At 70.5% G+C, this 17,777-nt stretch carries 12 protein-coding genes and 2 tRNA genes; 2 read left to right on the top strand and 12 right to left on the bottom strand.

The annotated features are described in order from the left end of the window. Positions 1-20 precede the first annotated feature (20 nt). From ACQ393_RS17115 to ACQ393_RS17100, 4 genes are read right to left on the bottom strand one after another with little or no spacing between them, the layout of a single operon-like run. On the bottom strand, positions 21-821 hold the full coding sequence (locus tag ACQ393_RS17115) for a GntR family transcriptional regulator (protein ID WP_430648069.1): 801 nt from the start codon (positions 819-821) through the stop codon (positions 21-23). Then, positions 818-1,747, bottom strand: a complete 930-nt coding sequence (locus ACQ393_RS17110; protein WP_430648068.1) for a carbohydrate ABC transporter permease — start codon at positions 1,745-1,747, stop codon at positions 818-820. Before ACQ393_RS17110 ends, ACQ393_RS17115 begins: the two co-directional genes overlap by 4 nt. Next, a complete protein-coding gene (locus ACQ393_RS17105) occupies positions 1,744-2,622 on the bottom strand; it encodes a carbohydrate ABC transporter permease (protein ID WP_430648067.1) in 879 nt (292 codons plus the stop codon). The genes ACQ393_RS17110 and ACQ393_RS17105 overlap by 4 nt, the downstream gene beginning before the upstream one ends. A 5-nt stretch (positions 2,623-2,627) precedes the next feature. Beyond that, entirely contained in the window at positions 2,628-3,956 is a 1,329-nt protein-coding gene (locus tag ACQ393_RS17100) for an ABC transporter substrate-binding protein (protein WP_430648066.1), read from the bottom strand. A 266-nt stretch (positions 3,957-4,222) separates the two neighbouring features. Between ACQ393_RS17100 and ACQ393_RS17095 the strand changes: the two genes are divergently transcribed. Beyond that, on the top strand, positions 4,223-6,688 hold the full coding sequence (locus ACQ393_RS17095; protein ID WP_430648065.1) for a glycoside hydrolase family 10 protein: 2,466 nt from the start codon (positions 4,223-4,225) through the stop codon (positions 6,686-6,688). Positions 6,689-6,925: 237 nt separating this feature from the next. Here the strand turns inward: ACQ393_RS17095 and ACQ393_RS17090 are convergent. The 6 genes from ACQ393_RS17090 to ACQ393_RS17065 all read right to left on the bottom strand — a co-directional run bounded on the left by ACQ393_RS17090 (position 6,926) and on the right by ACQ393_RS17065 (position 11,908). Next, positions 6,926-6,999 (bottom strand) — tRNA-Met (locus ACQ393_RS17090). A 34-nt stretch (positions 7,000-7,033) separates the two neighbouring features. Beyond that, positions 7,034-7,105, bottom strand: a tRNA-Thr gene (locus ACQ393_RS17085). Positions 7,106-7,180: 75 nt separating this feature from the next. Further along, a complete protein-coding gene (locus ACQ393_RS17080; RefSeq protein WP_430648064.1) occupies positions 7,181-7,540 on the bottom strand; it encodes a DUF4190 domain-containing protein in 360 nt (119 codons plus the stop codon). Between the two features lie 348 nt (positions 7,541-7,888). Next, positions 7,889-8,875: a sugar ABC transporter permease gene (locus tag ACQ393_RS17075; RefSeq protein WP_430648063.1), complete on the bottom strand. Its 987-nt coding sequence runs from the start codon at positions 8,873-8,875 to the stop codon at positions 7,889-7,891. After that, positions 8,875-10,497 (bottom strand): ABC transporter permease subunit, encoded by a 1,623-nt coding sequence (locus ACQ393_RS17070; protein ID WP_430648061.1) that lies wholly within the window; start codon positions 10,495-10,497, stop codon positions 8,875-8,877. Before ACQ393_RS17070 ends, ACQ393_RS17075 begins: the two co-directional genes overlap by 1 nt. 172 nt (positions 10,498-10,669) lie before the next feature. Next, the gene (locus tag ACQ393_RS17065; protein WP_430648060.1) at positions 10,670-11,908 is read right to left on the bottom strand and encodes a sugar ABC transporter substrate-binding protein; all 1,239 of its coding nucleotides are present in this window, start codon (positions 11,906-11,908) and stop codon (positions 10,670-10,672) included. Positions 11,909-12,159: 251 nt separating this feature from the next. Here ACQ393_RS17065 and ACQ393_RS17060 point away from each other — a divergent pair, with 251 nt between their 5' ends. After that, complete coding sequence (locus tag ACQ393_RS17060) at positions 12,160-13,842, top strand: glycoside hydrolase family 13 protein (RefSeq protein WP_430648059.1); 1,683 nt, start codon at positions 12,160-12,162, stop codon at positions 13,840-13,842. Between the two features lie 288 nt (positions 13,843-14,130). Here the strand turns inward: ACQ393_RS17060 and ACQ393_RS17055 are convergent, their stop codons facing one another. Together ACQ393_RS17055 and ACQ393_RS17050 are read right to left on the bottom strand one after the other, a co-directional pair. Continuing rightward, positions 14,131-15,525 (bottom strand): peptidoglycan DD-metalloendopeptidase family protein, encoded by a 1,395-nt coding sequence (locus ACQ393_RS17055; RefSeq protein ID WP_430648058.1) that lies wholly within the window; start codon positions 15,523-15,525, stop codon positions 14,131-14,133. A 1,219-nt stretch (positions 15,526-16,744) separates the two neighbouring features. Further along, a complete protein-coding gene (locus tag ACQ393_RS17050) occupies positions 16,745-17,578 on the bottom strand; it encodes an inositol monophosphatase family protein (RefSeq protein WP_430648057.1) in 834 nt (277 codons plus the stop codon). Positions 17,579-17,777: the final 199 nt, after the last annotated feature.

Below are 17,777 nucleotides of genomic sequence, written 5' to 3'. Positions count from 1 at the left end.
GTAGCGTGGAGCGGTGCGCATCAGCTTCGTCGCTTCACGTTGATCTGGAAGTCGTACGAGTCGCCACGGTACACACCGGCCGAGGACTCGATACGACGGCCGTGCGTATCGAACACGATGCGCGCGACGAGCAGCGCCGGGGCGCCCGGTTCGGACTCGAGCAGTTCGGCCTGCTGCGCGTCGAGGCCGACGGCCCGGATGGTCTGGTGCGCCCGTGCGGGGGTCGCGCCGGCATGGTCGAAGTACTCGTAGAGCGAGCCGAGCAGTTCGGGGCCGAGGTTGTCACCCGTCAGCCACTCGGGCAGCCACAGGCTCTCGATGCAGAGCGGGGCCCCGTCGGCGGTGCGGAGGCGCTCGATGTGCACGGCGCGGGCGCCGGTCGGGATGAGCAGCTCCCGTGCGACGCGCTCATCGGCGCGGCCGTGCTCGAGCCGCAGCACGCGCGACCCGGGAGTCATGCCGCGCTCGGAGATGTCCTCGGAGAAGGACGTCAGGTACGGCGACTTGGTCACCAGGTCCTTGTCGGCGACGAACGTGCCCGAGCCCTGCACCCGGTAGACCCACCCGTGGTCGGCGAGGCGCGCCAGCGCCTGCCGGATGGTCGCACGACTCACGCCGAAGCGGTTGACGAGTTCGCGCTCGGGGGGCAGGGGGTCGTGCGGCGCGAGCTCGGCGATGACCTCGTCCCGCAGCCGCGCACGGATCACGTCGGCCTTCGAGCCGGGGTCGGAGCGCACGGTCGCGGTCCCGGGGGCGGAGGTCGATCCTGCCGGTATCCCGCCGGCGAGCTCCGCCGCCGTCTGGTCGAACTCGATGCTCATCCCTTGACCGCCCCTTCTCCGGCGCCCCGGAAGAACCATTTCTGTGCGAAGAAGAACGCGATGATGAGCGGGATCACCGCGATCATCGTGCCCGCGGCGACGACCTTCTGATCATCCGCGAATGCGCCCGCCAGGAACTGCAGGCCCACCGTGAGCGTGTAGTTCTGCTGGCTCGTCAGGACGATCTGCGGCCAGAGGAAGTCGTCCCAGGCGAACATGAAGCTGAAGATCCCGACCACGGCCATCGTTCCCTTGACCGAGGGCATTGACACACGCCAGTACCGCTGGAACTCGGTGGCCCCATCGAGCACAGCCGCCTCGTCGATGGCCCGCGGCAGCGACAGGAAGGCGGACCGGAACAGCAGGATGGAGAATCCCGTGACGGCGGTGGGGAGGATGACGCCGAGCAGCGTGTCGACGAGGCCGAGTTGCTTCGTCGTGAGGAAGACGGAGATGAAGATGACCTCGAACGGGATGACGAGCGTCGCGAGGAAGGTCACGTACGCCGAGGTGTTGCCCCGGAACCGCAGGCGGGCGAGGGCGAAGCCGGCCATCGAGCCGAAGAGGATGTTCGTCACGGTGGAGACGGACGCGACGATGAAGGAATTGCCGATGAAGGTCCACACCGGGATCACCTCGGCGACCTTCGCGAAGTTCTCGAGCGTCGGATCCTTCGGGATGAGGTACGGAGGGTACGAGAACACGCTGTCGGCGTCGCCCTTGAGCGCCGTTCCGAGCGTGTAGAGGAAGGGGCCGACGAGCAGCGCGAGCACGGCGAGCAGCGTCAGGTAGTGCAGCACTCGGCGAATAACGCCGGCCGCTCCGAGGGGTCGGCGACGACGGAACCGGGGCCCGACGTCGGCGCCGTTCGAGGGCAGGGTGGATGCCGCTTCGCGTGCCGCCTCCGTGGATTCGATGACGCTCATGCTTCCACGTTCTCCCTGCTGAGCTTCTGCAGCGCGACGGTCAGGCCGATGGTGAAGACGAACAGCACCAGGCTCATCGCGGCCGCGTAGCCGACTTGTCCGTCGAAGCCGGAACCGACCTCGCGGATCGTGAACACCAGCGAGCGCACGGTGCCGCCGGGCCCCGCGGTCGGCCCCGCGATGACGAAGATCTCGGCGTAGACCTTCATGGCCGCGATGGCCGACAGCACCCCGACGAGGAGCATGGTCGGGCGGACCGACGGCACGGTCACCGACCAGAAGCGGCGGATGCCGCCGGCCCCGTCGACCTGCGCCGCCTCGTGCAGTTCGCCCGGCACGTTCGCGAGTGCGGTGAGGTAGATCACCATGTAGAAGCCGAGACCCTTCCAGACGGTGACGAGCATGCAGCAGAACAACAGCAACGTGCCGTCGGTCAGGAACGGCAGCGGCTCCTGGATGATGCTGAGGGTCTGGAACAGCCAGTTCACCGGCCCGCGCTCCTTGAGCAGGAACACCCAGATCAGGCCCACGACCACCATCGAGGCGATGACGGGCGTGTAGAACGACGCCCGGAAGAAGGCCATGCCGGGCATCTTCGGCTGGACGAGCATGGCCAGCAGCAGCGGCAGCGCCACGAGCAGCGGCACCACCACGACCACGTAGAGCAGCGTGTTTCCGGCGGAGAGCCAGAACACGTCGGAGGTCGCGAGGGCCCCGAAGTTCTCCAGACCCACGTACTGCCCGCCGGAGGCCAGCCGGAAGTCGGTGAACGACAGCTGGACGGTTCGGAAGAACGGCACGACGTGGAAGATCAGGGCAACGGCGAGCGCCGGAGCCATGAGCACCCACGGGGTGAGGAGCCTTCGGGGCCGCATCGCGATTACTCCCCGCCGCCGGTGATCTCGTTGGCCGCCTCGACCGCCTGGTCGAGCGCGTCCTGAGCCGAGAGCTCACCGGTCAGCGCGAGCTGGATCTTCGCCAGCACGGCGTTCTTGACCTGGTCGTCGTACTGCACGGGAGTCAGGTTCTCGGCGCGCTCGAGCCCGTTGGCCGAGAGCTTGACGGCCTTCGACAGCTCCGTGCCGTCGGAGTCGTCCTGGAAGAACGGGTCCTCGAGCGCCTCGGTCACCGAGGGCAGGACCGGCGCGACCTTCGAGAAGGCGAGCTGGTTCTCGGCGTTCGTGATGAACTTCGTGAACGCGAGCGCGGTGCCCTTGTTCTCGCTGGTCTTCGGGATGAGCAGGCCCATGACGGACATGTTGATCGGCTCACCCTCAGCGGCGATCTGCGGCGCGACGCGGGTGTTCTCGAACACCTCGGGGGCGTTCTGCTCGATGCCGTTGAGGAAGTTCGGGCCGGACGGGAACACCGCGATGGTGGCGGCCTGGTAGCCCTCCTTGGCGTCGTTCAGGGTCTGGGTCAGGGAGTCCGCCGGGAAGACGCCCGACTGGTACATCTCGGCGAGCATCTCGACGTACTCGACGGCCTCCGGCGTGTTGAAGGTCCACACGAGGTCCTCGTCGATGAGCGGAACGCCGATCTTGGCGAGGTCGGTGAGGAATCGGTTCTCGAGTGCCGGGTGCAGGCCGTAGAAGGCGCCGTTGCCGGCCTCGGAGATCGCGGCGGCGTTCTCGTAGAGCTCCTCGAAGGTCTCCGGTGCCGCATCGGGGTCGAGTCCGGCCTGTTCGTAGAGGTCCGCGTTGTACATCGTGACCTCGCTTGTGAGGTACCACGGCACGCCGAACGTCCCCTCGGTGCCGGGCACCTGGAAGCCCTTCCAGGCACCTTCGACGTACTCCGACGCGAGCTCCGGGTCGGCCTGGTCGATGTCCATGAAGACACCCTCCCGCTCGAGCGGCTGCGCGAAGTTCGGGTTCATGTTCACCACGTCAGGCAGGTTGCCCGCCGCGGCGTCCGCGGCGAACTTCTCCTGGGCCCCCGCGAACGGCACGTCGATCCACTCGACGTCGGTGTCGGGGTACTCCTCCTCGAATGCGGCGATGGTGTCCTCGATGTACTTCGCGAGGTCGGGGTTCGAGCTGAGCTCCAGGGTGGCGAAGCTGATCTCGCCCTCGACCGTCGACAGCTCGTCGGCGGAGGCCTCGGAGCCGGTGTCGACTCCGTCCAGGCTGCAGCCGGCGAGCGCGAGCGCCAGGCCGGAGGCGGCCGCGACGGCGCCGAGCACGCGCCGCTTTCGGTTCAACGTCATTGTGGGACCTTTCGATTCGGGAGCGGAAGGATGCGTCCGTCGGGCACGGTAGCAAATGGTTCGTACCACTGCAAACCCGAGATGACCACACCTCCGTCAAGCGGACGCCGAATCCATCGTCGTTCTCCAGGACAGCGACGGCGATGGGTCTTGCGGCGGCGCCGTGAGCGTGGTTAGCCTGACCAACTATTGGTCCGAACCATTCGGACTGATCCGGCACCGACGCCGACGTCGGGCCGGAAGCCGACCCGAACGAAGGATCGATCGTGACCCACTCGAGACGAACGAGGCGCCTGGCGATGATCGCCGCCTGCGCCGCCGCCGCGCTGGCCATCGGCGGCCTGACCACAGGTCCGTCCATCGGCGATGCACCCGCAGCGGCGGCCACGGCCGCTCCCGCCACTCCGATCGCGGGAGACGAGGTGACCGCCGCCGATGGCGCACGCCTGCCGATCGCGGCCGTGAACCCGCCGAGCCGCCTCGCCGGCATGGTGGCCGTCTACACTCCCGCGTTCGGCGCCACCACCAGGACCAACCCGTACGGGGGCGAGGCAGTGCTCCGGCCGGGGGCCGACGGCACATGGGTGGTCGAGCGCGTCTGCACCGTGCTCGCCGCCTGCGCCGACCCGACGTGGACTCCGGGCGACAACGCCATCCCGGCCGACGGCATCGTCCTCTCGGTCTCCCCCGGCGGCACGCCAGACGTTCGCGCCTGGCTCCGCGACCACGTCCGAGCCGGCGACGCGCTGCGCATCGGGCCGGTGATCTCCCGGACGGCGACGACCACGCTCGATGCCACGGACCCGACCGCCGAGACCAACCCCCCGGGCGTCGACGGCACCGGAGCCTGCTACCCCGGATGCCGCGGGGCGGAGCAGCTCGTGCAGTACACCCCGGCATCAGGCCGGGCGACGACCGGCACCAACGACTTCGGGTTCGAGGTCACGGTGCAGGGCGACGTCGTCACCGGCGCGGGTGGCAACAACCGGGAGATCCCAGCGGATGGCTTCGTGCTCTCCGGACACGGCAGCCGGGGCACCTGGCTGCAGACGAACGCCGTCGTCGGCGCGACGATCGAGATCGACGGTTCGACCGTCAGCGCGACCGTCGACGAGCGGACCGCCATCTTCGGCGCCGACCGCGCACTCGCCGAGGCCACGGGCCGCATCGACGCCGCCGTCGATTCCTGCCTCGCGTTCCCCGCCGACGCCGCCGACGACGCCGCCGCCGAGTCGGCCACCCTGCTCGGCGATGCTCGCACCGCTGCCGAGTCCGGCGATGCGGCATCCGCGGTCGAACTCGCGACCTCGGCTCGGGCCGCAGCCGAACTCGCGGCCTACCGTACCGCCGAGTCGCGCGTGGCCGAAGGCCGAGCGACGTGGGTCCGGCCCGAGGAGACCACGCCCGAGGGCATCGAGCGTTCGCTCGATCGCATCGACGCGGCCGGCTTCAACATGATCTTCCTCGAGACGATCTACCAGGGCTACACGATCTTCCCCTCGGACGCCGCGACCGCAGCGGGCGTCGCCCGCCAGCGTCCGAGCATGGTCGGGTTCGATCCGCTGCAGGTCTGGATCGACGGAGCACGTGAACGCGGCATCGAGGTGCACCCCTGGATCCACACCTTCTTCGTCGGCTCCGACCAGACCGGCGGCGTCGGCCCCGTCCTCTCGGTGCATCCCGAGTGGGCGGCCATCCAGCGGAAGGACGTCGGGAAGGACGGGTTGCACCCCTCGATCGCGGAGCCGGGCTACTACTTCCTCGACGCCGCGATCCCCGAGGCGCGCGCATACGTGCAGTCGCTGCTCGCCGAGCTCATGACCGACTACGACATCGACGGCGTGCACCTCGACTACATCCGCTATCCGGTCTCGCTGCCGTGGGAGACCGCGGGCTACTCGTACAGCGACTTCTCACGCGACGCCTTCGCTGACGCGCACGGGGCGGACCCGTACACGCTGACGCCCGACTCGCCCCTGTGGAAGACCTGGATCGATTGGCGGATCGCGAACGTCACGTCCTTCGTGGGCGAGGTCCGCGAACTCCAGCAGGAGATCGCACCCGACCTCGCGCTCTCGGCCGCAGTGTTCGCGGACCCCGTCGACGGCCTCGACAAGAAGTTCCAGAACTGGGGCGACTGGGTCGACCGCGGCTACGTCGACGTGCTCACCGGGATGTCGTTCGGCACCTCGGGCACCTCGGTCGCACGCGACACGGGGGTGATGCGCGAGCGGGTCGGAGAATCCGAGTACCTGTACACCGCGACGTACGGACCCTTCCGAGGCTCGACGCCGACGACCGTTCTCGAGCAGATCCGCGCCGTGAACGCGGCCGGTTCCGACGGCACCGGACTCTTCGCGTACAACCAGCTCTCCGACGAGCAGGCGACCGCGCTGACGGAGGGCGCGCACCGAACCAAGGCGATGGCACCGCACTCCGATCCGATGGCCGCCGCGGCGCTGGGTCTCGGGTCCCTGCGCATGTCGCTCGACGCCGCCGTTGCCGGCGACTGCGTGACGCCCGACACCGCCGACAAGCTCGCGCATCGACTCGACAAGGCGTTGCACGCGATCGACGGAGGCGATGCCGACAAGGTCGCACGCGAACTCGGTCGCGCGGCCGCGCTGCTCGGGTCTGCCGCGGGATCGGGTGCGGCAGCCTGGGCGGAGCGCGCCGATCGCGATCTCGCCATGTACTCGCGCTGGATCGGCACGGCAGCGAAGGTCGGATAGTCCCGGCCGAGGGCGAGGTGGGCGGATGCCACGCGGCATCCGCCCACCTCCGCCCGCGAACAGGGGAACTCGAGATGGACGATCGTCGCAGATCCGTGGCGGAAGGCTCCAGTTTCGCGAGCGAGACCTCGCACCCGTGAGACGACGACCGCAGCAGACCCTCGTTCGATGGTCCACGGGTCGACGCGCCTGCGCGACCCGGATACACGAAAACCCCCGGCGAACCGAGGGTTTCTGTAGCGAGGGCGGGACTCGAACCCGCGACACCACGATTATGAGCCGTGTGCTCTAACCACCTGAGCTACCCCGCCGCGAGGCTGCTCCGGACGGATCCGGAGGAACCAGAGCCCCGAGTCAGGATTGAACTGACGACCCCTTCCTTACCATGGAAGTGCTCTACCACTGAGCTATCGGGGCGTGTGCCGCTGTCGCGGCAACCACACGAGAATATCACCTCGCAGCGCGAGCGTTAAATCGTGGGCCGGTGGGCGATCAGAGGCTCGTCGGCACGCCCGACGAGTACGTCGTCGCCGCGATGATCGCCACGACGAAGAGCACGTAGAGCACGATCGCGACGAGGATGAGGATCGTCAGGACGTAGCCGAAGATGAGCCCGGTGAGCGCTGCGCCGGCGCCCTGTTCGCCGGTGCGGCGGATCTGCGCGCGGGCGATGTGGCCGCACACGATCGCCGCGATCGAGCTCAGCGGGCCGAGGAGGAGGGAGCCGAGGCCGAGCCCGAACGCGACCCACGCCATGACGTTCTGCGGGGGCACGACGGGCGGCGTCCAGGCGGGGGCTGCGGCGTAGGCCGCGGGAGCAGCGCCGTACGCCGTGCCCGCGGGCGGTGCCACGAGCGGCGCGGTGCCGTACGGAAGCGTCGGCGCATCGGTCGGCGACGCGCTCGGAACCGGTGGGACCGGTGGCGCCGGCGGGACCGGCGGCGCGGGCGGAACGGGCGGGGGCGTGGCGGCACTCATGGCGGGGTTGCTCCGAATCGGGTCGCGGGGAGACGGGAGACGAGAGGGGTGGAACGGCGGGTCAGGCCGCCAGACTATCGCTCCGAGGGGACGCGCACCCGTCGCGCGCGCACGCGGCGAAGCCGGGCCAGTCCTTCCATGACGGATGCCGCGCACGCGAGCCCGTCGTGGGGCCCGCGCACGCGGCATCCGTCGTCGTTCTGTTCGGTGCGGCCTGAAGCGCTACTTGACCGCGCCCGCCGAGAGCCCGCCGACGATGTACTTCTGCAGGTAGAGGAAGAGGAGCACGACCGGGAGCGCCGCGATGACCGCGCCGGCCGAGAAGGCCGCCCAGTCCGCGTAGCGCGGGTTCGAGACGAGCTTCGTGAGGCCGACCGCGAGCGTCTGGTTCTCGGTGTCGATGAGGATCACGGAGGCCACCACGTACTCGTTCACCGAGAAGATGAACGACAGCAGCGCGACGACCGCGAGGATCGGGGCGACGAGCCGCAGGATGATCGTGAAGAAGATGCGGGCGTGGCCCGCGCCGTCGATCTTCGCCGCCTCGTCGATCGACGCCGGGATCGTGTTGAAGTACCCGTACATGAGGTACGTGTTCACGCCGAGCGCGCCGCCGAGGTAGACCATGATCAGGCCGATGTGGGTGTTCAGGCCGATCGCCGGGAACCAGTCGCTGATCGCGCTCATCACGAGGAAGATCGCGACGACGGCGAGCATCTGCGGGAACATCTGCACCACGACGATCGTGATGAGGCCGAACCGGCGACCCGTGAACCGCATGCGCGAGAACGCGTACGCCGCGAGCGCCCCGAGGAACACGGTGAGCAGCGCCGTGATGCCGGCGATGATCAGCGTGTTCGCGAACCAGGTCGTGAACGGCACCTGCGGGTCGGACAGGATGCGCGCGTAGGCGTCGAACCCGATCTTCGAGAACAGCGCGTTCGAGCCGGTCAGGGTGCCGTTGGGGTTCAGCGACGACGAGATCACGAAGACGACCGGGAACAGGGCGAACACGACCACGACGATGCCGACGAGGTGGCGCCATCCGGTGGCCTTGAACCACTTGCCGAAGCGGAAGGGGCGCTTCGACAGCGCCGCGGCTCGCTCGAGGCCGGGGTCGCCGCCCGCGCGGACGGCGTCGCGCTGCTCACGGAGCTCGCCCTCGAGGAGGCCGGCGTCGGAACCGGGGATCGGCTGCTGGTTCGACATCAGTTGATCTCCTCGAGCGACTTGGTGCGACGGAACGCGATGATCGAGATCACCGCGACCACGATGAAGATGATGATCGAGTAGGCGGCCGCGAGTCCGTAGTCGCGGTTCTGGCCGGTGAACGCGACCTTGTAGACCATCGAGATGAGGATGTCGGTGAAGCCGACCGGGATCGGCGCCCCGGTGTCGCGCGGCCCGCCGTTGGTCAACATGTAGATCACGTTGAAGTTGTTGAAGTTGAACGCGAACGACGCGATGAGCAGCGGCGCCACGCTCACCAGCAGCAGCGGCAGCTTGATGTGGCGGAAGGTCTGCCACGGCGAGGCGCCGTCGATGCTGGACGCCTCGTTCACGTCGTCCGGGATGGACTGCAGCGCGCCCGTGCAGATGAGGAACATGTACGGGAAGCCGAGCCACAGGTTCACGATGATCACGGAGAGCTTCGCCATCCATGGATCGGTCAGCCATGGGATGGAGGCGCCGCCGAACAGCACCTGGTTGATGAACCCGAAGCTCTCGTTCATCATGCCCGCCCAGACGAGCGCCGAGAGGAACGACGGGATCGCGTAGGGGATGATCATCGCGACCCGGTAGTACCGGCGGCCCTTCATGCGCATGTCGTTGAAGACGATGGCGAGGAAGAGGCCGAGGAAGAACGTCGTCGCGACCGAGATGAGCGCGAACGCGAACGTCCAGAGCGTGACGTAGACGAGCGGGCCGGCGAGTCTGCTGTCGGTGACGGCGCGGACGAAGTTGTCGAAGCCGACCGTGATCTGCCAGCCGGGCAGCAGCTCGGTGCCGTCCTCGGCCGTGAAGGCGCCGGTGCCCTCGTCGGAGTAGACGGTGCCGGTGGTCAGGTCGGTCATCGTGCCGGCGGCTTCGTCGTACTCGAGGTTCGAGATGTAGAGGTACCCGCTCGAGCCGTCCGGCGTGCGGATGGCGCCGTCGTTCGGGTCGTCCGAGAAGGGCACCGCGAGCTCGGTGATCTCGTCGGTGCGCGCGATGACGTCGGCGAACCGCAGCGTGGTCCAGCCGTCGACGGCGACGGCCTTGCCGCCGTCGACCTCGGACGGGTCGACCGGCTGGAGGGGCTGCTCGTTCGTGCCGAGGCTGGCCTCGCCGTCGGGGTCCGTGACGAGCAGGCCGAGGGTGCCGAGCTGGTCGACGACCGTGACCTGGTACGTCGGCGAGTCGGGCACGCGCTCGAGCGACGCGGCCATCAGCGAGCTGACGGCCTGCTCCTTCGAGCCGTTGTGCCCGGTGCCGTAGTTGGTGAACGCGATGTACCCGGTGTAGACGAGCACGAACACCTGGAACAGCACGAGGAAGATGACGCCCGGCGTGAGGTACTTGGCCGGAAGTGCCCGGCGCGAGAAGTAGATCCAGTTGACCAGCGCGGTCACGCCGACGACGATCGCCAGCACGAGCCACTCCTGCGCGAGGGCGAGCACGAGGATCGCGTAGACCGCGATCGCGTCGACGATGCCGAGCAGCAGCAGCTTGACCAGGATGGAGCGGATGCCGCCTGACGCGGCGTCCGCGATGCGTGCGGCGCGCTTCTGCCGCTTCGTGGGCGGCGTCGCCGGCTCGGTGGCGACGTCCTCGTCGATCGTGGTGCTCATTCGCTGCTCTCTCGTGCGGCTGTCTCGTGCGGCGGTCTCGTCCGCGGTCTCCTCCGCGGTCTCGTGCCGCGGTCTCGTCCGCTCGCGCTCGCGACGGGGGTCGTCGAGGGCGCGGGGATGCGAGTGGCTCCGAGCCGGATGCCGCGTGGCATCCGGCCCGGAGCCTCGGGCCTTACTTGGCGTCGATCGCAGCCTGGACGTCGGCGGCGAGCTTCTCCCAGGTCGCCGTCGGGTCCTCGCCGTTGATGATCGAGGCCTCGGCGATGCCCCAGTACTGCCACACCGAGCCCATGGCCGGGATGGCGGGCATCGGGACGGCCTCGGCACCGACGGCCGCGAAGCCCTCGATGATCGGGTCGCTCGAGGCGGTCTCGGCGGCGGCGCTCAGCGCGGGGAGGATGTTGCCGGCCTCGAAGAGGTCGAGCTGCACGTCCTCGGTGCCGATGTAGTTCACGAGGAAGTCGTTCGCGGCGACCTTGTTCTCCGACTCCGAGGAGACGAAGAAGCCCTTGACTCCGGCGAACGGCGAGGCGGCCTCACCGGTCGGGCTGGGGACCGTGTCGATGGCGATGTTCATGCCCGCGTCGATGGCCGAGCCGACGTTCCACGGACCGGTCAGCCAGAACGCCGACTTGCCGTCGAGGAAGGACTGCTTCGCGATGTCGCCGTCGATGTCGGTGTTGAAGACGCCGGTGCCGGTCTTGCCCTGGCTGCCGAGCCAGGTCGCGAACTCGATGCCGCCCTCGTTGCCGAGCTGGAGGTCGGTCGGGTCGTAGCCCTCGTCGGTGCTGCCGAACACCGGCGCCCCGAACGCGGTCTGGAACGGGTAGAGGTGGTAGGGGTTGCCCTCGGCGCCCTGCTCGACCACGAACGGCTGGTCGAGGCCGGCGGCCTCGCCCTTGGCGATCATGTCGTCGAAGCTCGTCGCGGCCTCGGGAACGAGGTCGGTGTTGCGGATCACGGCGATGTTCTCGACCGCGTAGGGGAGCATGTAGACGGTGCCCTCGTAGGTCGCCGCGTCGATCGCGACGGGGAGGTAGCCCTCGGCCGAGTCGCCGAGCTCGAGCGGCGCGACGACGCCGTTGGTCGACAGCTCGCCGAGCCAGTCGTGCGCACCCATGGTGATGTCGGGGCCCTCGCCCGTCGGCACCTGCTGGATGAAGTCGTCCTTGATGGTGGCGTTGTCCTTGCCGACGAGCTCGACCTCGACGCCGGTCTCCTCGGTGTACGCCTCCGCTGCGCCCTTCAGCGCGTCGACGCGCTCGGCGTCGACCCAGACGGTCAGCGTGCCGCCGGCCGCGGCGCCGTTGTCGCCCTCGTTCGAGTCGCCGCCGGCGCAGCCCGCGAGACCCAGCGTCGCGACGACGGCGACAGCGCCGGCCGCGAGGAGGCTCTTCTTGTTCACCCGCATTGGTGTGCCCTTCTCAGTGTGCGTAAGTTCGGCGCCTTCGCCTGGTGGGGAGTTCCTCGCACCGTGCTCGAAAGGCCGTTCTTCCGTGTGATGTTGCCCGCCATGTGATTGCAAGCGGTTTCAGGTATACCTGCTCGGAGCCACATTGACAACTCGGCGTTACGCGATCGATACCGGCTTGCTATGCTCCTGCGGGGCGCTTGATCGTGCAAGCGCTTCCAGATTTCTGAGATTGGCTTAGGGTTTTCTCCATGACTTCCGAATGGTGGCGCACCGCCGCGATCTACCAGATCTATCCCCGGTCCTTCGCCGACGCGAACGGGGACGGGATGGGCGACCTGGCCGGCATCCGCGCGCGCCTGCCGCACCTCGCCGAGCTGGGCGTCGACGCGATCTGGCTGTCGCCCTTCTACACCTCGCCCCAGAAGGATGCGGGCTACGACGTCGCCGACTACTGCGACATCGACCCGCTGTTCGGCACTCTCGCCGACTTCGACGACATGCTCGCCGAGGCGCACCGGCTCGGACTGAGGGTCATCGTCGACCTCGTCCCGAACCACTCGAGCGACCAGCACCCGTGGTTCCAGCAGGCCCTCGCGGCCGAGCCCGGCAGCCCGGAGCGCGCCCGCTACATCTTCCGCGACGGCCTCGGCGTCGACGGCGAGCTCCCGCCGAACAACTGGGAGTCGGTCTTCGGCGGCTCCATGTGGACCCGCACGACGAACCCGGACGGCACGCCCGGCCAGTGGTACCTCCACATCTTCGACACCTCGCAGCCCGACTTCGACTGGAACCAGGAGGAGGTCCGGGAGGAGTTCCGCCGCATCCTGCGCTTCTGGCTCGACCGCGGCGTCGACGGCTTCCGCGTCGACGTGGCGCACGGCCTCATCAAGGCCGACGGGCTGCCCGACTACACCCCGCCGGCCGACGCCGGATCGATGGGCGGCAACCAGCACGGCCTCGAGTCAGGCGTGGCGCTCGAGCCCGAGATCCACGACGAGAACGTCGGCGCACCGTATTGGGGCCAGGAGCCGGTGCACGAGGTGTACCGCGACTGGCGCCGGGTGCTCGACGAGTACGACGGCGAGCGCATCCTCGCCGCCGAGGCCTGGGTCGACCCGCTCTCGCGCGTCGCCAAGTGGGTCCGTCCCGACGAGATGCACCAGGCGTTCAACTTCGCCTACCTCGAGACGCCGTTCGAGGCGGCGCCGCTCCGCGCCGTGATCGACCGCTCGATCGAGACGTTCGGCGCCGTCGGCGCGCCCTCGACCTGGGTGCTCTCCAACCACGACGTCGTCCGCCACGCCTCGCGGCTCGCACTCACCGCCGACAGCCTGCAGGGCCACGGCATCGGACCGAAGAGCCCGGGCCTGCCCGACCCCGTCGTCGGCCTCCGCCGCGCCCGTGCGGCGACGGCGCTCATGCTGGCGCTGCCCGGCTCGGCCTACCTCTACCAGGGCGAGGAGCTCGGCCTCCCCGAGGCCATCGACCTGCCCGACGAGGCCCGCCAGGACCCGACCTGGTTCCGCACGAACGGCGAGCGCTACGGCCGGGACGGATGCCGCGTGCCGCTGCCGTGGGAGGCCGACGCGCCGTCCTACGGTTTCGGGCCGACGGATGCCTCGTGGCTCCCCCAGCCGGCGGACTGGGCGTCGCTCGCCCGCGACCGCCAGCGCGGGGTCCCCGGTTCCACGCTCGAGCTGTACCGCTCGCTCCTCGCGGAGCGCCGCGCACGCTCGCTCGCGACAGGCTCGCTCGAGTGGCTCGACGGGTTCGGCCCCGACGTGCTCGCCGTCCGCAACGGCGACGTGGTCATCGTAGCCAACACGGGCTCCTCCCCCGTCGAGCTGCCCGCCGGCGACGTGCTCCTCGCGAGCGCCGACCTCGACGGCCGCACCCTCCCCGCCGACACCACCGCCTGGCTCGCCGCGTAGCGCGGCGCGATCCCCGTGCATGGGAATCCGCCCGATGCCCCGCCCAGCGGCTCGTCGGGCGGATTCTCATTCGCTCCGATAGCCGAGTCTGAGCACGGGACACCCGCGCGCGGTCACGGGGCAAGCGTGCGCGAGCGGCGGTGACCCGCCGAGCATCACCCTCGCGTTGTGCACCCGATCAGGATCGCGGGGACGGTGTGGAGGACGAATGAAGATCCGCCGGATGGCGCCCTCAGACGACTCGATCGCCGGAATCTCATGCACGAGAACCGGGCAGCCGACGCCGCGTCAGTTGGTGTTGGCGTACAGCCACTCGAGCGGGTCGACCCAGTACCCGTCGATCCCGCCGATGCGGATCTCGAAGTGCAGGTGCGGACCGGTCGACATGCCGGTGTTGCCGGTCGTGCCGACGACGTCGCCGACCTCGACCGTGTCGCCGACCTCGAAGCGACGCGAGCCGTACTCCATGTGCGCGTAGACGCTCGTGATGACCTCGCCGTCGATGACGTGGTCGATCATCGTGACGACGCCGAGCGAGCCGCCCGAGTCGGTCGAGCCGGACACGACGCCATCGGCGATCGACTGGATCTGCGCGCCGAGGCCGGGGTTGAAGTCCTGCCCGTGGTGGTCGGACGAGCATCCGTAGCAGTTGCGGTACCCGAACCGGTCGCCGATGTGCACGCCGACCGCGAACGGCCACTGCACGGTGCCGAGCGGGTTGTTGGTGAACGTCGCCTCGGCGCGGATGCCGGCGGCCTGCGCATACTCCTCGATGGTCTGCGCCTGGTAGTCCTCGCGCCCGATGCCCGCGGCGAGGGTGCCGCCCGAGATGTCGACACGCTGCCCGTCGAGCGCGGTGGTGCCGGCCGTCTGCGAGAGCGCCATCGCCTGCACCTCCTCGGGTGTCAGCAGCGAGAGCGAGGGCACGGATGTCGCGACCGCGAGCATCGCGACGAAGCCCATGGCGACGACGCTCGCGAGACGCGTCGTCACGGTGCGGCGCAGCGACCGCCGCGGCGCCGGCTTCGAGGAGAACGGCCCGGCCTCGGGTCGAGCGTCAGGACGCTGCGGCGCCCGTCGGTCGGCCGGCGTCCGTCGTCCGACGGGGGCACGGTGAGCGGATGCCGCGGCAGCGCGCTCCGCGGACCCCGCGACGTCCGACGGACGCGTGCGCGATTCCGCTCGAGCCTCGACGGCGGCGTCGACCTCGCGCGCTTCGCGCGACGCCAGCCCGAACAGGTCGCTGACGTCGTTCGCCGTGTTCACCGCAGGGTCGGATGCCGCGGCGCGCCGCGCGTCGGCGGTGACCGCGTCGAGCCGCAGGTCGCCGCGCCCGCGGCGGAGCCCGGCGGGCTGCTCGCCGGCGCGCGCCGGCGCGTTCTCGGAGCCCTGACGTGCAGTCAGGCGCGGATCCCGGGTGGCGCCGGCGGGCGCGCCGTCACGCGACGGAAGCGGACGGCCCTCGAGGCGCTGGTCCGCGGCCGGCCCGGCCGGCGCACCGCCACGGGCCGGGAGCGGACGGCGCTCGGGGCGCGGCGCGGCGCCGGCGAGCGGTGCCGACTCACCGCGAGCACCGGTGGCCTGCGACGAGTCATGGTCGAGCGGATGACGCGTCGGTCCCGACTGCGACCGATGGTTCGACGGGTGGCCGGGCTGCGCCGGTGCTGCGTCGCGTCCGAGCATCGAGTGCGGCCGCGAGGCCACCTGGTCCGGCTCCGTGTGTCGCTCCTGAGGTGCCGGGCGCTCCTGAGTCGGAGGACGCTGTGCCCGGGTCTCGGGGTGAGGCTGGACCTGACTCGGGGAGTGGGCTGCCGCTCGCACGTCGTCCGTCTGGGTCGGACGGACGGCGCGTTCCGCCGGCCGACCGGCCGGATCCGCGGGACGGCGGGTACGGTCGGCGGTCGGCGGGTCCTGGCGTCGCTGCGGCGTCCACCCGGGCGCCGGAGCCGAGCTCTCGGCGCTCCCGGGCCGCCCGGCGGAGACGGGCGACGGCTCCGGTGAGGCAGCCGGCGCCGGTGAAGCAGCGGGCCCGCGAGAGGCCGTCCCGTGCGACGCGACCGGTGCCGGCGGTACGGTGCCCGCCGGCCGCCAGTCGTCAGCGGAACGTGCCGCGGCAGGAGCGCCCGCGGCGGGCGCGGCCGGGACGGTCGGCGACGCCGATGCCGGTCCCGACGGATGCGGGCGATCGGGACGAACGCCGACGGCTCCCGGCCCATCGACCGGAGCCGCGGCGGCTCGGCGACCCGTGCGGGGTGCGGGAGTCGCGGGCGCAGCGACGGCCGAGCCGGCGGATGCGGGCCCAGTCGCGGCCGCAGGCCGCGCGTCGCGCCGCAGGCGGCGCGACTCCGTCGGCGCAACGGGCGTCGTCGTCGAGCGCGCCGCGCCGGACGGTGCGTGGGCCGGTGCGGCATCGACCGCCGCTTCGCGGCGATCCCGCGGACGCAGCGGCCCCGTGGCATCCGCTCGTCGTCTCGGTTCGCCGCTGGAACCGGAGCCGGCCGACCCGGCCGCCGACCCCGCCGACCCGGCCGCGCCCTGCCGCTGGGGCAGCAGCGACTCGAAGGAGATGCCCCCGGAAACGCCGACGGCCGAGTCGCCGACCCGTCGGTCGGCCGGCTCGGCCGGTGAGGAGGAAGCGGAGCGATCGCGGAGTTCGCGGCGCGTCGGCGTGCGTTCGGACCGCAAGCGGTCTCTGGTGCCTGGCGCTGAATGGTCGGGCACGAGGGGGGACTCGGGCACGTTGGGGGCTTTCGCTCGTTCGGGGGGCTGACGGGGGCTCGTGACTCGGGCAGGGCCGAGATCACGGATCGATAAAGCGTAACCGCTCGAGGGTCGGTTCGCCACGTCGATGCGATATGCGGAGGAGGTCGTCCGGATGCCTCCGTCGCGCCGCGGCGCAGCGCTACGCGCCGGCACCCTCGAGCAGGTCGGTGAGCTCGTCGAACAGCGACGGCGGGGCCGCGACGAGCATCCGGTCGCTCTCGGGGGCACCGGCGAGTCCGCCGACGCGGCCGCCCGCTTCGCGCACGATCAGTCCGCCGGCGGCGTGGTCCCACGGGTTCAGCCCGAGCTCGTAGAAGGCGTCGAGCCGGCCCGCCGCCACGGCGCCGAGGTCGAGCGCCGCCGATCCGATGCGCCGGATGTCGCGGATGCGCGGCAGCACGTCGACGAGCACCTTCGCCTGCTCCGCGCGCCGGTCGGCCGCGTACCCGAACCCGGTCGCGACGAGCGCGCGCGAGAGCGCGACCCCCTCGTTCACCCGCAACTCGCGCTCGCCGGACCCGTCGACCAGTCGGGCGCCGCCGCCGGCGTGCGCCTCGAACACCTCACCCGTCACCGGGTTCACGACCACGCCCGCGAGCGCGTGCCAGTGCCCGGGGTCAGGCGGCCCGTCGACGACCGCGACGCTCACCGACCACGACGGGAGGTCGTACAGCAGGTTCACCGTGCCGTCGATCGGGTCGACCACCCAGTTCAGGCCGCTCGAGCCGACGTGCGTGTCGTCCTCCTCGCCGAAGATGCCGTCGTCGGGCCGCGCGTCGAGGATCATCGCGCGGATGCGCTCCTCGGTGTCGCGGTCGACGGCCGTCACGACGTCGGTCGGCGTCGACTTCGTCGCGGCGACGCTGATGCCGCGACGGCGCTCCTCGAGCGCGGTCTCCGCAGCCGCGAGCGCGATCCGGCGGGCGAGGTCGAGCAGGTCCACGGATGCCGCGTGCGCGGCGTTCTGGGTCATGTCCCCACGCTACTGCGGGCGTCTGACGGCACGCGGCACGCGGCACGCAGCACGACCGGGCGCGGCCCGGGGCTCGACCCGCGCGGGCGGTGCGACCGGGCGCCCGACCGGGCGGAAGCGGGCAGCTGACCGGGCCCCGCGACATTCTGAAACGAAGAAAGCCCCGGTGAACCGGGGCTTCCAATCGGTGGCGAGTGAG

Source organism: Agromyces sp. GXS1127 (assembly GCF_050565425.1).
Taxonomy (GTDB): domain Bacteria; phylum Actinomycetota; class Actinomycetes; order Actinomycetales; family Microbacteriaceae; genus Agromyces.
Note: the sequence above shows the minus strand (reverse complement) of the source record. Positions and strands in the feature narration are given on the sequence as shown.

Excerpts from the sequence above, each read along its gene's own strand:
- ACQ393_RS17050 (WP_430648057.1), bottom strand. The coding sequence starts at position 17,578 with ATGACCCAGAACGCCGCGCACGCGGCATCCGTGGACCTGCTCGACCTC.
- ACQ393_RS17065 (WP_430648060.1), bottom strand. The coding sequence starts at position 11,908 with ATGCGGGTGAACAAGAAGAGCCTCCTCGCGGCCGGCGCTGTCGCCGTC.
- ACQ393_RS17105 (WP_430648067.1), bottom strand. The coding sequence starts at position 2,622 with ATGCGGCCCCGAAGGCTCCTCACCCCGTGGGTGCTCATGGCTCCGGCG.
- ACQ393_RS17115 (WP_430648069.1), bottom strand. The coding sequence starts at position 821 with ATGAGCATCGAGTTCGACCAGACGGCGGCGGAGCTCGCCGGCGGGATA.
- ACQ393_RS17070 (WP_430648061.1), bottom strand. The coding sequence starts at position 10,497 with ATGAGCACCACGATCGACGAGGACGTCGCCACCGAGCCGGCGACGCCG.
- ACQ393_RS17100 (WP_430648066.1), bottom strand. The coding sequence starts at position 3,956 with ATGACGTTGAACCGAAAGCGGCGCGTGCTCGGCGCCGTCGCGGCCGCC.
- ACQ393_RS17060 (WP_430648059.1), top strand. The coding sequence starts at position 12,160 with ATGACTTCCGAATGGTGGCGCACCGCCGCGATCTACCAGATCTATCCC.
- ACQ393_RS17110 (WP_430648068.1), bottom strand. The coding sequence starts at position 1,747 with ATGAGCGTCATCGAATCCACGGAGGCGGCACGCGAAGCGGCATCCACC.
- ACQ393_RS17075 (WP_430648063.1), bottom strand. The coding sequence starts at position 8,875 with ATGTCGAACCAGCAGCCGATCCCCGGTTCCGACGCCGGCCTCCTCGAG.
- ACQ393_RS17055 (WP_430648058.1), bottom strand. The coding sequence starts at position 15,525 with ATGCTCGGACGCGACGCAGCACCGGCGCAGCCCGGCCACCCGTCGAAC.